Origin of the sequence: Hujiaoplasma nucleasis (assembly GCF_013745115.1) — a bacterium.
GTDB classification, from domain to species: Bacteria; Bacillota_I; Bacilli_A; order Izemoplasmatales; family Hujiaoplasmataceae; genus Hujiaoplasma; species Hujiaoplasma nucleasis.
Genome location: NZ_CP051151.1, coordinates 866,110 through 883,489 on the forward strand (window position 1 = coordinate 866,110; position 17,380 = coordinate 883,489).

The window sequence follows — 17,380 nt, forward strand, 5'->3', positions numbered from 1 at the left end:
TATCATATTCATTGATATTTATAGAGTGATAAATTATAATATTTAGAAGTGAGGTGTTATCTATGGCTCAAATATCAGTCAATGAGTATTTAGGATTATATTTAGACAAAAATTATCAAACATTAACCAATCAAGCGAATTTTGTGGCCATCATTAAAGAGATGGTTCCTAATTTAAATTGGGTGGGTTTTTACCTATATGATGGTAAGGAGTTATACCTAGGTCCCTTCCAAGGAAAAGCAGCTGTTCAAACCATCCCTATGGGGGAAGGTGTCTGTGGAACATCAGCTGAAAAGAGACAAACTTTAGTGGTTGATGATGTTCATGCTTTTGCTGGTCATATTGCTTGTGATGATGCATCTAATTCAGAAATTGTCATCCCAATCATCAAAAATAACAACTTAATTGGGGTCTTAGATATTGACTCTCCAATTAAGAATAGGTTTGACCAAGAAACCGTTAAAATACTAGAAAAAGCAGTCGATTTTTTATTTGACTTTTTATAGTCGTTCGTGTATAATACCTTGTGCGCATGTAATAAAAAGCAGTTGTTTGAAATTGATTTAGATCTTGATTATTCCAAAATATAGGGTTGTTAGTATTGTTAACTGCTTAACAAGAAACCATCAAAATAATCAAGCTAAGTGAATGTAAAACTCCTCAATTACAGTGTAACTAAATTTAAAAGGAGGATCATATATGTCAAGATTTACAGGTTCAACATGGAAAAAAAGTCGCCGTTTAGAATACTCAATTTCTGAAACAGGAAAAGAGTTAAATAAACGCCCATATGCACCAGGACAACACGGTCAAAAAAGACGTCGTAAATTATCTGAGTATGGTTTACAGTTACAAGAAAAACAACGTGTTCGTTTCACTTATGGTGTCAATGAAAAACAATTCCGTAAAACATTTAATGAAGCTAAGAAAATGCAAGGTAAACAAGGTGAAAACTTCTTATTCTTATTAGAATCAAGATTAGATAACTTAGTTTATAGAGCTGGGTTCGCAAGAACTCGTCAACAAGCAAGACAACTTGTTAACCATGGTCATATTTTATTAGATGGTATTAAAGCAACGATTCCATCAATGAGAGTTAAACCAGGTCAAAAAATTTCTTTAAAAGAAAAATCAAAAGACTTAGCTATTATTAAAGAAGCTTTGGAAGCTCAAGCATCAAGACAAGAGTATATTGATTTCAATGACGAAACCAATGTAGCTACTTACACACGCTTACCAGAACGTAATGAAATTCTACCTGAAATTCATGAGAATTTAATCGTAGAGTTATACAACAAATAAGATTTTTAAAAACCGAGAATTTCTCGGTTTTTTTTATGCAATCTAATTGATTTTTCTTTCTAATAGGCGTACAATAACAATCGTGTGAGAAAGGTAGGTCTATTCATGAAAAACAAGACTATTATTATTGGCGGTGTAGCCGGTGGAGCTTCTACTGCTACAAGATTAAGAAGACTTGATGAAACAAGAGAAATTATCATGTTAGAAAGAGGCGAATATATTTCATTCGCAAACTGTGGATTACCCTATTATATAGGTGGGGTTATTGAATCTAGAGACGCTTTAATTGTTGAAACAGTTGAAGATATGCAAGCAAGATTCAATATTGATGTTAGAATTTTTTCTGAAGTAACATCAATTAATCGTGAAGAGAAAACCATTACTATTAGAAATATTAAAAGTAATGAAATTTACAAAGAATCATATGATCAATTGGTCATATCAACAGGCGCATTTCCTGTTAAACCACCTATTCCAGGTATTAATGAAGCTAAACACCTATATACCTTAAGAAATATAGCTGATATGGATATCATTAAAAACTATATCAACCAAGAAAAACCAAAACACGCCAGTGTTATTGGTGGTGGTTTTATTGGTATAGAAATGGCTGAAAATTTACATCATTTAGGAATGGAAGTTTCAATTGTAGAAATGGCAAACCAAGTTATGGGTCCAATTGATATTGAAATGGCTGAGATTATCCACCAACATATTAGAAATAAAGGTGTTGATTTAATCTTATCTGATGGTGTTAAATCTTTTAATAATGAAGGTAAAGAAATCGAACTGACTTCTGGCAAGAAAATCCAAACAGATTTAATTATTTTCTCAATTGGCGTTAGACCAGAAAATCTGCTAGCCAAAGAAGCTGGGATTGAATTGGGTAAATTTGGCGGGATTTCTGTCAATGAATATTTACAAACATCAGATCCTAATATATATGCTATTGGTGATGTTATTGAAGTCAATGATTTTGTTACTAAAGATATAACCATGATTCCTCTAGCAGGGCCAGCTAATAAACAAGGAAGAATCGTCGCAGATAACTTATGCGGCATTGAATCTGTATACACAGGTTCTATGGGAACTTCAGTAGCTAAGGTCTTTGATTATACCGTTGGTTCAACTGGTAATAATGAAAAAACATTAATTAAAAAGAAATTGAAATATAAAACCATTCATATCCACCCAGGATCTCATGCGGGCTATTATCCAGGTTCTACAACCATAGCTATGAAACTCTTATTTGATCCTGAAACTGAAAAAATTTATGGTGGCCAAGCTGTAGGTATGGATGGGGTAGACAAACGTATTGATGTTATAGCAACCGCTATCCGTGCTAACCTAAAAGTCACTGAACTAAAGGATTTAGAATTATCATATGCACCACCATTTTCTTCAGCCAAAGACCCAGTGAATATGCTTGGATTTGTTGCAGAAAATATCATCAACCATTTGGTTAAAGTCATCGAATGGAATGATGTCAATGAACTCATTAAATCTAAATCATTTATCTTAGATGTTAGAGATGAAATTGAATATCAATTAGGATCAATTCCAAGTGCTGTCAATATTCCCTTACCACAACTAAGAAATAGATTAAATGAACTTCCTCTAGATCAAAAAATATACATCTATTGTCAAACTGGTATCCGTGCGTATAACGCATATAGGATATTAAGTCAAAAAGGTTTCGATGTTTACAACTTAGATGGAGCCTTTAGAACCTATCAATGCGTCTTTAACCCAGGCGAGACTTCTTCTTGCCAAGAAACAGATGATTCAGGTGTTATGATTATTGATCAACCTCAAATCGATCTAAATGATATTAAATCAGACTTACAAGTAAACGCCATTGGTTTACAATGTCCAGGACCAATTGTAAAAGCATTCAAAAGTCTTGAAAGCCTTAAAGATGGGCAAATACTAGAAATATCAGCAAGTGATCCAGGTTTTGAAAAAGATGTTGTAACATGGGCTAAAAAAGGTGGACATCAACTATTAACTGTTAATAAAGAAAATAAAAGCATGACTGCTTTTATTCGTAAAGGAACCCATCATATTCCATCTTCTCCTGCAGCCGCAAAAGATGGATCTACCATTGTTGTCTTCTCTCAAGATTTAGATAAGGCATTAGCTGCTTTCATTATCGCTCAAGGTGCTAAGGCCATGGGTAAAGATGTATCACTATTCTTCACATTCTGGGGATTAAATATCTTAAGGAAAGCTAAAAAACAAAAAGTTAAAAAAGCATTCTTAGAAAAAATGTTTGGCAAAATGATGCCAAGAGGTAGCAAAAAATTACCTATTTCTAAAATGAATATGGCTGGAATGGGTCCTCTTATGATGAAACATATTATGAAAAAGAAAAATGTTGATTCATTAGAACTCATGATAGAAAAAGCAAAAGAGTTAGATATCAAGCTTACTGCTTGTGCAATGAGTATGGATATTTTAGGTATTAAAAAAGAAGAATTAATCGACGGTATTGAAATCGCTGGAGTTGCGACTTACTTAGGTGATACCGCTGATTCAAATCATAATTTATTTATTTAAATTTAAAAATCCCTAGTTCATGAAAACTAGGGATTTTTTTTATGTTTATTTAATAAATTTTTTTATTTTCAAAGGTGCATTGGCCATTTCAATAAATTGATCTGGGTCCAAAGAAGCACCACCGATTAAGGCTCCGTCAATATTTTCTTTAGATATTAATTCTTCAATATTGGCAGGCTTAACTGAACCACCATACTGAATTCTAATACCTTCAGAAACCACTGGACCATAAAGTTTCTTGATTTGTGAACGAATAAAACCACATGCTTCGTCTGCTTGTTCAGCACTTGCAGTTTTTCCAGTTCCAATTGCCCAAATCGGTTCATAGGCAATCACAATATCTTTCATTTCAATGGCTGGAATATCTTTAAAAGCATTTTTGATTTGCCTTTCTAAAACATCATTTGTTAGGTTGTTTTCTCTTTCTTCTAGTTTTTCTCCTACACAAACAATTGGCAACAAGTCATTTCTTATCGCTGCTTTTATCTTCTTATTAACATCTTCATCAGTTTCGTGAAAGTACTGTCTTCTTTCACTATGACCAATAAGGACATACTCAACATTGTATGATTCTAATAAAGGACCAGATATTTCACCTGTATAAGCGCCTTCATCTTCATAAAATATATTTTGTGCCCCAATTCTTAATTCTTCACCTTGTCTTGTAATTAAACATCTTAATAAAGGTGCTTGAGCAAAAACAACTGTATCAACTTTTTCTTTTTCTGGCATTTTCTCTGAAACTTTCAAGATAAAGAATAAAGCTTCATCTCTTGTTTTAAACATTTTCCAGTTACCAGCGATAATAGGTTTTCTCATAAAATCATTCCTTACGTTTATTTTCTTAGTGTCCACAGTGTGAATCACCACATCCACAATCCACTGAGTCATCGATAGAATCAATACCAGGTAGAGGCTTGCCTTCTAAGAATTGAAGTGATGCCCCACCTCCAGTAGATATATGTGTAAATTTATCTTTATAGCCCATTTGAATAGCTGCGGCTGCAGAATCTCCTCCACCAATAATGGTTCTTGCATTTTTTAAATGAGCAAGAATCTCACAAATGGCTTCGGTACCTTTAGCGAAATTTTCAAATTCAAATACACCAAGAGGTCCATTCCATACAACAGTCTTTGCGTGTTTCAAATGTTTTTTAAATAATTTAATTGTTTTAGGGCCAACATCTAAACCTTCTTCAGTATCTTTTATACCCTTATAATCAGTTACCCTAAATGGTGCACTAGCTGAAAACTCTTCCGCTACAACTAAATCTTTAGGTAAGATAATTTTACCCTTAGCTTTTTCTAAAAGTTCATTTGCTAAATCCAACTTATCATTTTCAACAATAGAATTACCAATATTATAACCCTGTGCTTTCATAAAAGTATAAGCCATACCGCCACCAATTAACACTTTATCAGCGACCTTTAATAAGTTTTCAATAACACCTATTTTATCAGAAACTTTAGCACCCCCTAAAATAGCCACAAAAGGTCTTTCAGGTTCTTCGACTGTAGATCCTATATAACGAATTTCTTTTTCCATTAAATAACCAGCAGCTGTTTCTAAACGACTAGCTATTCCAACATTTGAAGCATGAGCCCTATGAGCAGTCCCGAAAGCATCATTAACAAAGACATCACCTAAGCTTGCCCAATATGCACCTAAATCATCATCATTCTTAGATTCTTTCTTACCATCTAAGTCCTCGAATCTAGTGTTTTCAACCATAACAATATCTTTTGCTTTCATATCATTAATGGCTTTTTCTAATTTTTCTCCCCTAGTTTCAGGAACAAAAACGACTTCTTTACCCAATAATTCACTTAATCTCTCTGATACTATTTTCAATGAATTTTTAGCTAAATCTTCTTCTTTTTTTATTCTTCCTAAATGTGAAAATAAAATCACTTTAGCTGATTCATCCAATAAATATTGGATGGTCGGTAAAGCTTGGACGATACGATTATCATCCGTAATCACACCATCTTGTATAGGTACATTAAAATCCACTCTTACTAAAACTTTTTTTTCAAAAACATTTATATCTTCTAAGGTTTTCTTTTTCATTGGATCCTCCTTTATCACATTCTTTATTATACTAAATTTATTGGTTTTTTTCTACAATTAATCATGTAAAATTAGATTTATTTTGAATTCGAAGTCATAAATTTAATATCGTTTTTACTTTGTCAATTTGCTTGATAAATATATCATACGAATAGACTTTCAGGCAATGTCCATCTTTAAAATAAATGATCACTGATTTGTGAGATTTTTCCCAATACAAAATTTGATGATAGTTAATATAAAAGGCTTGTTCAAGCCGATAGGATTGAATACATAAAAAAGCCATCTCTTGATTGACCACAAGGGGTATTTTATTCTTAAAACCAAACTTTCTTTTTGTTAAATATTCTCTAGTCTTTAGATCAACCAAACCATCTTTTAAGATACGATTAAAAAAACGAACAATGGGTTCATCATATATTCTTATATTTTGATTTTGACATACATAGATTTTATAATTGATTAATTTAATATAATCCATCTTAATAAACCTTCAATTATTCCTAAATTTTTTCAAAGAAAAAAAGAAGGAAGCTCCTTCTTTTTATGTTTTTATGAATTGTTCCACATCTAATACGAAGATAGTGGCACCACCTACTTGTACTTCAACGGGTGTAGAAGAAAAAATTCCAAATTCACTAGATATAGCATTAGGCACTAATTTTGTCCTTTGCTTAGAATGTTCTGAAATTAACTCAATGCATTCATCCATTCTATCATCTTGAACACCTATAATGATTGTGGTATTTCCGCTTTTTAAAAAACCACCTGTCGTTGCGAGTTTTGTTACAAAGAAATCTGATTGAATCAAAGTCTTGATGACTAAATTCGCATCATCATTTGATACAACCGCCATGACTAGTTTCATAACAGCCTCCTTTTACATATTTTAACATAAAAATATGAAAATGTATCAATATTTAAAAAATCTTATGAATTTTTAATGATTGCTGTCATAGGAATTAAGAAGAAAAACATCCAAGACCAATAATATCCATTGAAAAAATATCCAAATAAGAAAAATAGAGTAATTGCTACAAATGGTGATAAAGCAACCAAGGATATTTTTTGATTCATTCTTGCTGATGATAATAGAATTGAAGCAACAGGCACCAATAAGAAAATCAACCATAAAGGATGCCAGATATCATACAAGGAACCAAAAACAATATAAACTGTCAATAAAGTTAAGACCAACATTCCAATCAACATTTCAATTCTTCTATCCCTTAATCCATTAATTCTGAAAGAAAAAATAACATTAGAGTAAAAGGCAGGTAAAACCATAGCCAATAATATCAGCCAATTAAACCTAAATGGAAAGAAATAAAATGACAAGACGTATAAAATTGGTAATGAAATAAATACAATAAATGAAATAACCCTATAAGTTTGTCTTTTCTCTAAAATCGATAAAGCTGGAATTATAAAGAAAATAACCCAAGTCGGACGCCAAACCTTAAAAGATAAACCAATAGCTAAAAAGATAAGTAAGGAAATCAGTGGCGCTAACTCAATCAATGATTTCATTGGTGATTTTCTTTTAGATGAGATGATACCTGAAATTGGAATTAAAAGAAAAGCTAACCAAGCAACATTCCACCAGCCTTTAGCAAAACCTAAACCAAAAAAGACAATCATTGCTATAAAAGGAGATAAGGCAACCAAACGATTTTTCTTGACTCTTTTTATAACCACTGTTTTACGTAGATGTCTAACCAACTCACGAGGTTGACCAATATGTTCTTCAAGTTCTTCTTCTAAAATACCATTATCAATTGCTTCATCAATAATCATGGTATATTCTTCTAAAATATCTTGAATTTCCTCACGATCAAAATTTGATTCCTGTAAATAATATTCTAACTTTTCTAAATACTTTTCCTTACTCATGATTTTCCCCCTTTAATATTTGATTCACTGAATGTGTAAACTCTTCCCACTCACCCATCAATAAATTTAATTGTTCTAAACCCCTGTCTGTTAAATCATAATACTTTCTTGGTGCACCAACTTCATTATTAGCTTTCTCTTGTTTTAAAAAACCATCACTATATAAACGTCTTAATATAGGATATATAGTATTCTCAGATACTTCTAAGTTTTTCATTTTTGAGAGAATTTCAAATGTTGATGATTTCTTATGTTGAATCAACTTCATAATACATAATTCGACAATACCTTTTTTCATTTGGGTATTCATACAATCACCTCTAAATATACAATACCACATAATTGTGTCAAACGCAATAACTTTTTGTCTAAAACACAAAAAGTTTTTGTGTTAAACAAAAAAAGACATATGTCTATGTCTTTTATCCGATTGAATCGGTCATTTCTAATTTAATTAATTGATTTAATTCAACAGCGTATTCCATAGGTAACTCTCTAGCGAAAGGTTCAATAAAGCCCATGACAATCATTTCTTTGGCTTGGTCTTCAGTTAAACCACGACTCATTAAGTAAAATAGTTCATCATCACTTACCTTGGAAACAGTCGCTTCATGTTCAATTTGACCCTTAAAATTCTTAACAATATTGGTTGGTATTGTATCTGATGAAGAATCTCTATCTACTAAAATAGTATCACACTCAATGGTGGCTCGAGCATTCTCTGCCTTACCTTCTTGAGAAACAACACCCCTATAATTTACTTTTCCACCTTTCGTGGCTATAGACTTAGAAACAATCTTAGATGTGGTATTCTTACCAATATGGATCATTTTAGCCCCGGTATCTTGATATTGACCCTTACCTGCAAAAGCAATGGTAATGGTTGTTCCTTTAGCATAGTCTCCCTTTAAAATACAAGAAGGATACTTCATATTTAAACCTGAACCAATATTCCCATCAATCCATTCCATATGGCCATAATCTTCAACTATAGAACGTTTAGTTACTAGGTTATAGATATTAGTAGACCAGTTTTGAACGGTAGAATAACGGCATTTAGCGTGTTTTTTTACATATATTTCAACCACAGCCGCATGCAAGGAAGAATTAGAATATATAGGCGCTGTACAACCTTCAACATAATTTAAAGATGCTTGATCATCAACAATAATCAAGGTTCTTTCAAATTGACCCATACGCTCAGAATTAATTCTAAAATATGACTGTAAAGGTTTTTCTATTTGAACACCCTTAGGTACATATATAAAAGAACCTCCACTCCACACAGCAGTATTTAAAGCAGCGTAGCGGTTATCTATATATGGGACAGCCTTGGTAAAATATTCTTTAAATAAATCTGAATGTTCTTTCAAGGCAGAATCTGTATCCAAAAATATAACACCCAAATCACTTAATTCTTGAATCGTGCTATGATAAACTGCTTCAGATTCAAATTGGGTTGTGACCCCAGATAGATATTTTTGTTCAGCTTCAGGTATTCCTAATTTATTAAAGGTTTCTTTAATTTCTTCAGGAACATCCTTCCAATCTTTTTCGACCTTATCTGAAGACTTAATGAAATATATAATGTCATTAAAATCAATATCAGATAAATCAGGTCCCCAATTAGGGTCACTAATTTCATAAAAGGCTTTTAAAGCATCTAATCTAATATTCAACATCCAATCAGGTTCGTTTTTTATCTGAGAAATTTCTCTAACAACCTCTTCAGATAATCCTCTTTTGGTTTCTTTAACAGATTTAGTCTCTGTTTTAAAACCATATTTATAATCTTTATTGTAATCAAAATCTTGTTTTTGACTCATAATAACCTCTATTCTAAGCTATCTTTAAATGCAATCCAAGCAATGGAAGCACATTTAATTCTAGCAGGGAATTTTTTTACACCACTAAAAACTGCAGCTTCTTCTAAATCAACAGATTCATCAAATTCTTTATTGGTTACCATATTGATATAAGTATCAACGATTTTCTTTGCTTCTTCCACACTTTTACCTATCATAATTTCCGATAAAACTGAAGCTGAAGCCACCGATATAGAACAACCTGTTGCGACTTGTTTAACATCCTTAACGAATCCATCCTCAATTAATACTTGTATGGTGATATCATCGCCACAAGATGGATTTTTGATTCTATTTTTATGGTAATGGTCATCATTAATTAACCCTTTATTTCTTGGGTTTTTATAATGTTCCATAATAATTTCCCTATATAAATGATCTAAATTATTCATGATTGACTCCTTAAAAACCTAGTTCTTTAAAATATTGAATGGCTTCCTTAATGGCTAATACCAATTGATCAACGTCTTCATAGGTATTGTAAAAATAGATGGTTCCTCTTAAGGAACTATGGATACCTAAATGATCATGGATTAACTTAGCACAATGCTGTCCAGCTCTCAAAGCAATATTTTTTTCAGCGAAAAATGATATGGCATCATGAGAAGGTACATCGGTTAAATTGAAAGTGAAAATAAAAGTATCTGATTGATGATTATATAAGTCGATACCTTGAATAGATTCTAAAGATGTCATTAAATAATGATAAAGTTTTTCTGAATATGTATGAATCTTATCAATTGTGGCCTTCTCTAAATATTCAATAGCAGCTTTCAAACCAATTGCTTCGGCAATCGGCATGGTGCCTGCTTCAAATTTAAAAGGACTTTCTTTCCAAGAAAAACCATCTTTTTCAACATCCAAGGACATATCTCCGCCAAATTCTAAAGGCGTCATTTGATTTAAAAGTTGCTTTTTACCATATAAGACACCTATGCCGGTTGGACCTAACATCTTGTGGCCAGAAAAGGCATAAAAATCAGCGTCTAAGGCTTTAACATCAACCTTAAGATGTTGGATGGCTTGTGCCCCATCCACAACCACTAAGGCCCCATATTCATGGGCTATTTTAATTATTTCTTTTAAAGGTGAAGCATAACCTAATACATTAGATACATGATGAATCACCACAATTTTTGTATTATCATTAATGGCTTCTTTAAATGCTTCAAGACCGACTTTACCCTCTGGGCTTAAAGTAATATATTTAAGAGTAGCTCCTTTTTCTTTTGAAACATTAAACCAAGGTAATATAGAAGAATGGTGTTCTGCCATATTGGTAAGAATAACATCACCTTCTTTGATATGATTCAATCCATAAGATCTTGCCACCAAATTTAAAGAAGCGGTCGTCCCTCTAGTAAAAATAACTTCTTCTTCTAAAGCATTGATAAAAGAAGCGACTTTTACCCTCGCCTCTTCATATAGTTCTGTAGCTTCTTGACTTTGTTGGTACATACCACGATGAATATTTGCAGACAACCTTTGATTATAATCATTCACAGCGTCAATCACTGATTGAGGCTTTAAACTTGTGGCTGCACTATCGAAAAAGCGATAATTATCTTTAATTTGTGGAAAATCCTTAATCCAATGATTTTGTTCCAAAAATCTCACCTTCTAAATTTTACTTTGAATGGTTCTTTTTAATAAAGACTCTATCTTTTTATTTTTGACTTTACTTATAAACGGGTTGATATAACCAGATATGATTAAAGCCTTGGCTTCTTCTTGATTTAGACCTCGACTTAATAAATAGAATAATTGGCTTTCATCAATTTGACCAATCGCTGCCCCGTGAGACGCTTCAACATCATACTCATCAATAAGTAGGGTTGGCACCACGGTAATTTGTCCATTTTGCGAAAGAATAATTCCCTTATTCTTTTGTTGGCAAGATGATTTCTCCTTGCCTTTTTCAATACTACCATTAACATGGTAATTTAACTTAGCTTGATCTTGACTAATCAACCAATTATGAATTTGTGAATAAGTCTTCTTAGCTTGGTGGTAGACATTTTGATGAACATAAGCCTGATCATCTTGAGAACCTACATTGAGTAAATCAATATCTAAATTGGCTAAAGATTCACTTAAATAAATATTATCATCTAAATTAATCTCACCATGATAAGCTAGATGATTTAATAAAATCAAAGATCCTTTAGCTTTGACATTAAAATTTCTTTTAATAAATACTTTTGTCTTTCTTGTAGATTTAAAATCACTATAGAGTTTTAAAAGCCCTTGTTCTAAAATATCAATACTAATTTTATAATCTACTTGTTTTGAATTTCTTGATAATAAGTATAATTTTATATTGGCAGATGCATCAATGACTATGTTTAATTCAGATTGGTAATTATCTAAGTATATAAATACTTCTTCTTCACCCTTAAAAATAAATTGATTATCTTCCTGATGGGCTTGAGAATGGTTTATGATTTCTTGATCGGATAAAACAATATAAGATGAAGCGTTTTTAATGAAATTAGGAATCTTCATTGCTATACCATAGTTTTTGTAGCACAAGTGCCTAATGAATAGGGTTTTTTATTTTCATCAACAATGCCTAATTCTGCTTTAACCCAATCATAACCATCTTGATCAATTTTAGCGATTAATTCTTTTGAACCTGTTTTTACAATTTGTCCTTGAATCATAATATGAACAAAATCAGGTTCAATATAATCCAATAAACGTTGATAATGAGTGATTAAGACCAAACCTAAATCCTTAGATTTTTGTTTAGTGACTTGTTCACCCACAAGTTTTAAAGCGTCCACATCTAAACCTGAATCAATCTCATCTAAAAAAGCAAATTTAGGTTTTAACATCTTCATCTGCAATATTTCATTTCTTTTCTTTTCTCCACCAGAGAAACCTTGATTTAAGAAACGATGGGCTAAACCTTTACCCATTTTTAATTCTGAAGCAACTCTTTCATATTCTAAAATGAATTTACCTACCCTTAAATGATTACCTTTTTCCATCCTTGTTTGTAAGGCAGATTTAATAAAGTCAAAATTAGTCACACCTGGGACTTCAATAGGATTTTGCATGGCTAGGAAAATACCTAGTCTTGATCTTTCATCCACAGATTTATCTAAAATACTTTGACCATCTAATAAAATATCTCCAGATTCTACTTTATATTTAGGGTGTCCCATGCATATAGAAGCCAAGGTAGATTTCCCCGTACCATTCGGGCCCATAATTGCATGTGTTTCACCACCAGAAACTTTTAAATTAATTCCATTTAAAATGGTGTTTCCTTCTACAGAAACCACCAAATCTATAAATTCTAGCAACATATTGCACCTCCAGATTTCCATAAACATTTTAACTTATTTTAGCCTTTAATGCAAAGTATATGAATGAATATTTTAGTCATTTTTCGCAAGAAAAAAAGAGATTCTATAAGAACCTCTTAATCGTCTACTTTTTCTGAACCAATGATATTAGGACTCTCTTGATGTTTCAAAGATGTAATACCTAATATTTTTCGGAAAACTGTTAGGAATAGGAAAGCAAATAATGATAAAACAATACCTAAGACATAGTGTCCCATACCAAAAATCAAACCGATCATGGCTGATAAGAACAAAGTCGAAGCTGTTGTAAGACCATAGATACCATTACGCGTTTTTAAAATCGTACCAGCACCTAAGAAACCAACACCAGTGATGACTTGAGCAATCACTCTTTGTCTTTGTATTTGAACCTCTACCCCTAAGTTGATAGCGTCTTGAATAGCCGCAAAATATAAAGCATCTTGCAATATAGCTATGGCAGCGGCAGCGAAAGCTACCATTAAATGTGTTGTAATTCCAGCAATTTTATGTCTCATTTGTCTTTCAAGACCAATGATACCAACAAAGAAAGCGGTCAACCCCATTCTTAGTAATATTTCATATATGCCCGGTCCATAGTTTTCACCTAAAAAATTGTTTAAAAAATCCATAGTGTCACCCCTTCTTTTATTCATGAAAATTTGGATATAGTTTAATTAGATATTATATCATTTACAAATTCAATTTTCAAGTTAAAGAAAGAATAAGTCTTAATTAATAATAATTAATCCTACTTTATTTCTTTTTTCCGATATTTTTGTTTTTTTCTTCACACGGGTTGACATGAATCATACAATGAATCACATCAGGCATTTGTTCTTCGATTCGATCATGAATGCTTTCAGCAATAGCGTGAGCTTCCTCTAAAGACAAATGAGCATCTAAAGCTATTTCTAAATCTACATAGAATGATATACCAAACATTCTTGTTTTAATTTCATCAATTCTTCTAACCTTGTCATTTTCATGAACAATTTCTTTAATTTTCACTATTTGTTCGTCATCAGCGGATGCATCAACCACTTGAGATACACCTGTTTTAATGATTTTTAACCCTAGCCTAAAGATAAAAACTCCAATAACAAAAGAAGCTAGGGGATCTAAAAAGCCAACACCATAAATAGCACCAACAATCCCAATGATCGCACCAAAACTAACTATAGTATCTGAACGATGGTCCCAAGCCTGAGCCATTAAGGCTTGTGACTTGGCTTTTTTAGCATCTATTTTTGTAATTCTAAATAACATTTCTTTAACAATAATAGTCACAATCGCAATGAACCATGTATACCACATAGGTGTAGAAAAAGGTAAACCTTCAATAACAATATCTATAAATCTTTCCACAGCATCTTTACCTAACTGGTAAGCTGTTATCAACAAAGCAAAACCCAAAAATATAGATATCATTGAATCAAATTTTTCATGACCATAAGGATGGGTTTCATCCTTTTCTTTTTTAGAAAATTTCGCAGAAACAAAAACAACAATATTAGTCGCAATATCGCCTATAGAATTAACCGCATCCGCAACCAAAACAGCTGATCCACCTAAAATACCACCAAATAATTTAGCAATAGCTAAGAGGGTATTCATAATAATGGTTAAAAATGTATTTTTTTTGATGATTTTTTCTTCTACTTTTTTCATTGAAATCTCCGTTAAAAAAGCGCTAAAAGCGCTTTTTCTTTATTTGTATTGTGATAACATTTGTCCACTGTAAGAAGCGCTTAAATTAGCAAAATAGGCAGTAATTTCAGTCATAGTATAGTATGAATAAATACCATTATCCATTAATTCACCTTCAACCAAGACATCCATCATACCCATATTTAAATAAGCAGTAATATAGTATGCATCATATAAGTCTCTAGCTAATAATACCATTAAATCTTGAAGACGAGATGGTAAATCAGGTTTTTCAAAATCAAAAATTGTTTCTAAATCAACCACAGAACTTACGATATCGAAAACTCTATAAGAGAAATAGACTTGTAATTGTGATTCGTTCAATCTATATTCGTTATTGTTTAAAGCTTCAGGATAATTAAATGAAGTGTCTTCAGGCACTGTAAATTCAGCGCTTTCTAATTCAAAATCATCACCTTTTTCAGCTTTAACAATATGTAAACCATATGATGTTTGAATCCACTCATCATTATAGATAAAGGCTTCATCAATATTCTCTTCTAATAAGTATTGGTCATAAACGGCTTTTAAACCTGTCACAAAACCTTCTTCATAAGACTTATAAGTATTCATATAAGTAAGTGATTTTTGAGCCGATAAGTTTTCAGTTAAAATTCTTAATCCAGTTCTTTTATAAATGCCCCATACTTCATCATCTCTATCAGCACTATTGAATTCAGCAACAACACCTGCTAAATCATCATCATTTTCTGATAAGTAAGATAAAATATCTGCTTTAAATTGATCAACTAAGTTATCAAAAGCAACTTGATCATCTAATTCATCATAATAATCATCAAAATCATCAGGTTTTCCATCTCCATTATCATCGATAAATATGAGAATGTGTCTAGCATCTAATGAGAAGTAATTATCATAATATTCATTTAAAATCGGCATGATTTGACTTGTTAAGTCATCCATGTTTTCTAACATGTAATTGAAAATGAAAATAGGTTCTAAGGTTCTTTGAACATAGTTATTCATCATTTCAACGTCATTTTTAACACCATAAGCTAAATATAAATAATCTTCAAAAGAATAATATGCAGCATATTGACTATTTTTAAAACTTTCTTCTAACTCTTCATACTCAGCGATATGATTATTCATAGCTCCTGAGTTGTTTTGAGTATAGTCTAACTCACAATTACCTTCATCATCACAGTATACATCTTCATAATGTTTTGTTCTTAGGATATCTAATTGAGCAGCATGTAATAAATATAATGGCGCTTTTCTTTCTAAGGCAAAAGCCAGTAAATCCTTGGCTAAAATATCTTCACCGTCCACAGAAGCAATCACATAATCAGATTGATTTAAATCAGTTGGTTCCATATCTTTAGGTACAACTGATTCATAATCTAATTTTAAATAATAATCATAGATTTCTAAGTCATGCTCTTCTCTTAAATCTTTTAATGCAGCACCAACAAATCTAGATTCATTTAATCTCTCATCAATTAAAGTATTTAACACTTGGTCATAAGCTTCTTGACCAATAAGATTAATCAAGTCACTTTCATTACCATCAAAACTACTCACATCAATAAATGAACGGTCTAAATTTAATGCTAAATAATAATTATTAGCGTTAGAAACTCTCACTTCATAAGGTTTATAAGTATAGAAAATATTATCATCAGTTTGCATGGTCGATAAACCAGTGAATAATAAGTTACCTAATTTCACATTAATGGTTTGTAGAGCTTCATAATCAAAAGTCAAATCTTCTAATTCTAACAAATCATTGACTGTTGCTGTTTCAGAAATAGGATCACGTTGACCATCATAAGCAGCATTGTAAAAACCAATAAAATAAGTCAATAATTCTTGATCACTTAAAGATCTAGTATTATCATCATTTAAACGATGACTTGGTACTTCAGATAAAGGAATATTTTCATCAGTGTATAATCTTAATTCTCCATTATATTCAACCAAATTATTATTTCTTAATAAAGTATTAACTTTAGAGATTGAATCATAACGAATCAAAATAGCATTGACTTGACCAATGCGTGAATCATGATATTCTTTGGCAACATCTAGAGGATCAATAAATAAGTTATTGTCTTCAATATCAGGATTTGTTAATAAATCCTTAACATATAAATCTCTAGCAACCAATAATTCTAAGTAAGGTGTATCATCTTCAGAGAAACCTAAAACAACCATGCCATCTTCATAGGCTTTTTCCATTTGTTCTTTTTTGTCTTCTTTAATATCATCAAGGATTTCTTGGTCATTGCTACCATAAATCATTTTAATTCTTTTAGCGATAATATCTTCAGAAGTTACCAAAGGGAAATAATCTTTTAATAATTCTCTATCGACCATTTCAATTAATTGATCTGCTCCATCATTGGTTTTAATAGAATCAAATAATTCTTTATATGTGATTTCATAACCATCACCACGATAATAGACTGTATTAAAGTCAAAAGTGTGATTAATAGTTTCATCCGTCGTTGGTTGGTCGCTTGTGGCTTCTTCACCACATGAAATGATTGCCAGTGATGTCAAAAGCATCAAAGAAACCATTGTTAATTTTTTTAATAGTTTGCTCATAATCGTATTTAACTCCTTTTTATGTCTTATCTATATATTATACAACATTATAGGCAATAATAAAAATAAATTTCAAA

At 31.5% G+C, this 17,380-nt stretch carries 17 protein-coding genes; 3 read left to right on the forward strand and 14 right to left on the reverse strand.

Annotation, left to right across the window (positions count from 1 at the left end; genetic code table 11):
* Window positions 1–62: 62 nt before the first annotated feature.
* From msrC to HF295_RS03960, 3 genes are all read left to right on the forward strand, one after another.
* Window positions 63–506 (forward strand): free L-methionine (R)-S-oxide reductase MsrC, encoded by a 444-nt coding sequence (gene msrC, locus HF295_RS03950; protein WP_312032559.1) that lies wholly within the window; start codon window positions 63–65, stop codon window positions 504–506.
* A gap of 193 nt (window positions 507–699) precedes the next feature.
* Window positions 700–1,302, forward strand: a complete 603-nt coding sequence (gene rpsD / locus HF295_RS03955) for a 30S ribosomal protein S4 (RefSeq protein ID WP_312032560.1) — start codon at window positions 700–702, stop codon at window positions 1,300–1,302.
* Window positions 1,303–1,407: 105 nt separating this feature from the next.
* On the forward strand, window positions 1,408–3,861 hold the full coding sequence (locus tag HF295_RS03960; protein ID WP_312032561.1) for a DsrE/DsrF/DrsH-like family protein: 2,454 nt from the start codon (window positions 1,408–1,410) through the stop codon (window positions 3,859–3,861).
* Window positions 3,862–3,906: 45 nt separating this feature from the next.
* On the opposite strand, the gene tpiA is transcribed toward HF295_RS03960, so the two are convergent.
* The 14 genes from tpiA to HF295_RS04030 all read right to left on the reverse strand — a co-directional run bounded on the left by tpiA (window position 3,907) and on the right by HF295_RS04030 (window position 17,303).
* Window positions 3,907–4,680 (reverse strand): triose-phosphate isomerase, encoded by a 774-nt coding sequence (gene tpiA / locus HF295_RS03965; RefSeq protein WP_312032562.1) that lies wholly within the window; start codon window positions 4,678–4,680, stop codon window positions 3,907–3,909.
* Window positions 4,681–4,705: 25 nt separating this feature from the next.
* On the reverse strand, window positions 4,706–5,932 hold the full coding sequence (locus HF295_RS03970) for a phosphoglycerate kinase (RefSeq protein ID WP_312032563.1): 1,227 nt from the start codon (window positions 5,930–5,932) through the stop codon (window positions 4,706–4,708).
* Between the two features lie 94 nt (window positions 5,933–6,026).
* On the reverse strand, window positions 6,027–6,413 hold the full coding sequence (locus HF295_RS03975; RefSeq protein WP_312032564.1) for a competence protein ComK: 387 nt from the start codon (window positions 6,411–6,413) through the stop codon (window positions 6,027–6,029).
* A gap of 63 nt (window positions 6,414–6,476) precedes the next feature.
* Entirely contained in the window at window positions 6,477–6,800 is a 324-nt protein-coding gene (locus HF295_RS03980) for a cyclic-di-AMP receptor (protein ID WP_312032565.1), read from the reverse strand.
* A 62-nt stretch (window positions 6,801–6,862) separates the two neighbouring features.
* Entirely contained in the window at window positions 6,863–7,825 is a 963-nt protein-coding gene (locus HF295_RS03985; RefSeq protein ID WP_312032566.1) for an HAAS signaling domain-containing protein, read from the reverse strand.
* The gene (locus HF295_RS03990; protein ID WP_312032567.1) at window positions 7,818–8,135 is read right to left on the reverse strand and encodes a PadR family transcriptional regulator; all 318 of its coding nucleotides are present in this window, start codon (window positions 8,133–8,135) and stop codon (window positions 7,818–7,820) included. The genes HF295_RS03985 and HF295_RS03990 overlap by 8 nt, the downstream gene beginning before the upstream one ends.
* A gap of 112 nt (window positions 8,136–8,247) precedes the next feature.
* On the reverse strand, window positions 8,248–9,651 hold the full coding sequence (gene sufB, locus HF295_RS03995; RefSeq protein WP_312032568.1) for a Fe-S cluster assembly protein SufB: 1,404 nt from the start codon (window positions 9,649–9,651) through the stop codon (window positions 8,248–8,250).
* 8 nt (window positions 9,652–9,659) lie between these two features.
* Window positions 9,660–10,082 (reverse strand): Fe-S cluster assembly sulfur transfer protein SufU, encoded by a 423-nt coding sequence (gene sufU, locus HF295_RS04000; protein WP_312032569.1) that lies wholly within the window; start codon window positions 10,080–10,082, stop codon window positions 9,660–9,662.
* 10 nt (window positions 10,083–10,092) lie between these two features.
* Window positions 10,093–11,298 (reverse strand): aminotransferase class V-fold PLP-dependent enzyme, encoded by a 1,206-nt coding sequence (locus tag HF295_RS04005; protein ID WP_312032570.1) that lies wholly within the window; start codon window positions 11,296–11,298, stop codon window positions 10,093–10,095.
* A 12-nt stretch (window positions 11,299–11,310) separates the two neighbouring features.
* Window positions 11,311–12,195 (reverse strand): SufB/SufD family protein, encoded by an 885-nt coding sequence (locus HF295_RS04010; RefSeq protein WP_312032571.1) that lies wholly within the window; start codon window positions 12,193–12,195, stop codon window positions 11,311–11,313.
* A 2-nt stretch (window positions 12,196–12,197) separates the two neighbouring features.
* Complete coding sequence (sufC, locus tag HF295_RS04015; protein ID WP_312032572.1) at window positions 12,198–13,004, reverse strand: Fe-S cluster assembly ATPase SufC; 807 nt, start codon at window positions 13,002–13,004, stop codon at window positions 12,198–12,200.
* 116 nt (window positions 13,005–13,120) lie between these two features.
* Entirely contained in the window at window positions 13,121–13,654 is a 534-nt protein-coding gene (locus tag HF295_RS04020; RefSeq protein WP_312032573.1) for an MgtC/SapB family protein, read from the reverse strand.
* A 124-nt stretch (window positions 13,655–13,778) separates the two neighbouring features.
* Window positions 13,779–14,693, reverse strand: a complete 915-nt coding sequence (locus HF295_RS04025) for a cation diffusion facilitator family transporter (RefSeq protein ID WP_312032574.1) — start codon at window positions 14,691–14,693, stop codon at window positions 13,779–13,781.
* A gap of 39 nt (window positions 14,694–14,732) precedes the next feature.
* Entirely contained in the window at window positions 14,733–17,303 is a 2,571-nt protein-coding gene (locus HF295_RS04030) for a hypothetical protein (protein WP_312032575.1), read from the reverse strand.
* Between the last annotated feature and the right edge of the window lie 77 nt (window positions 17,304–17,380).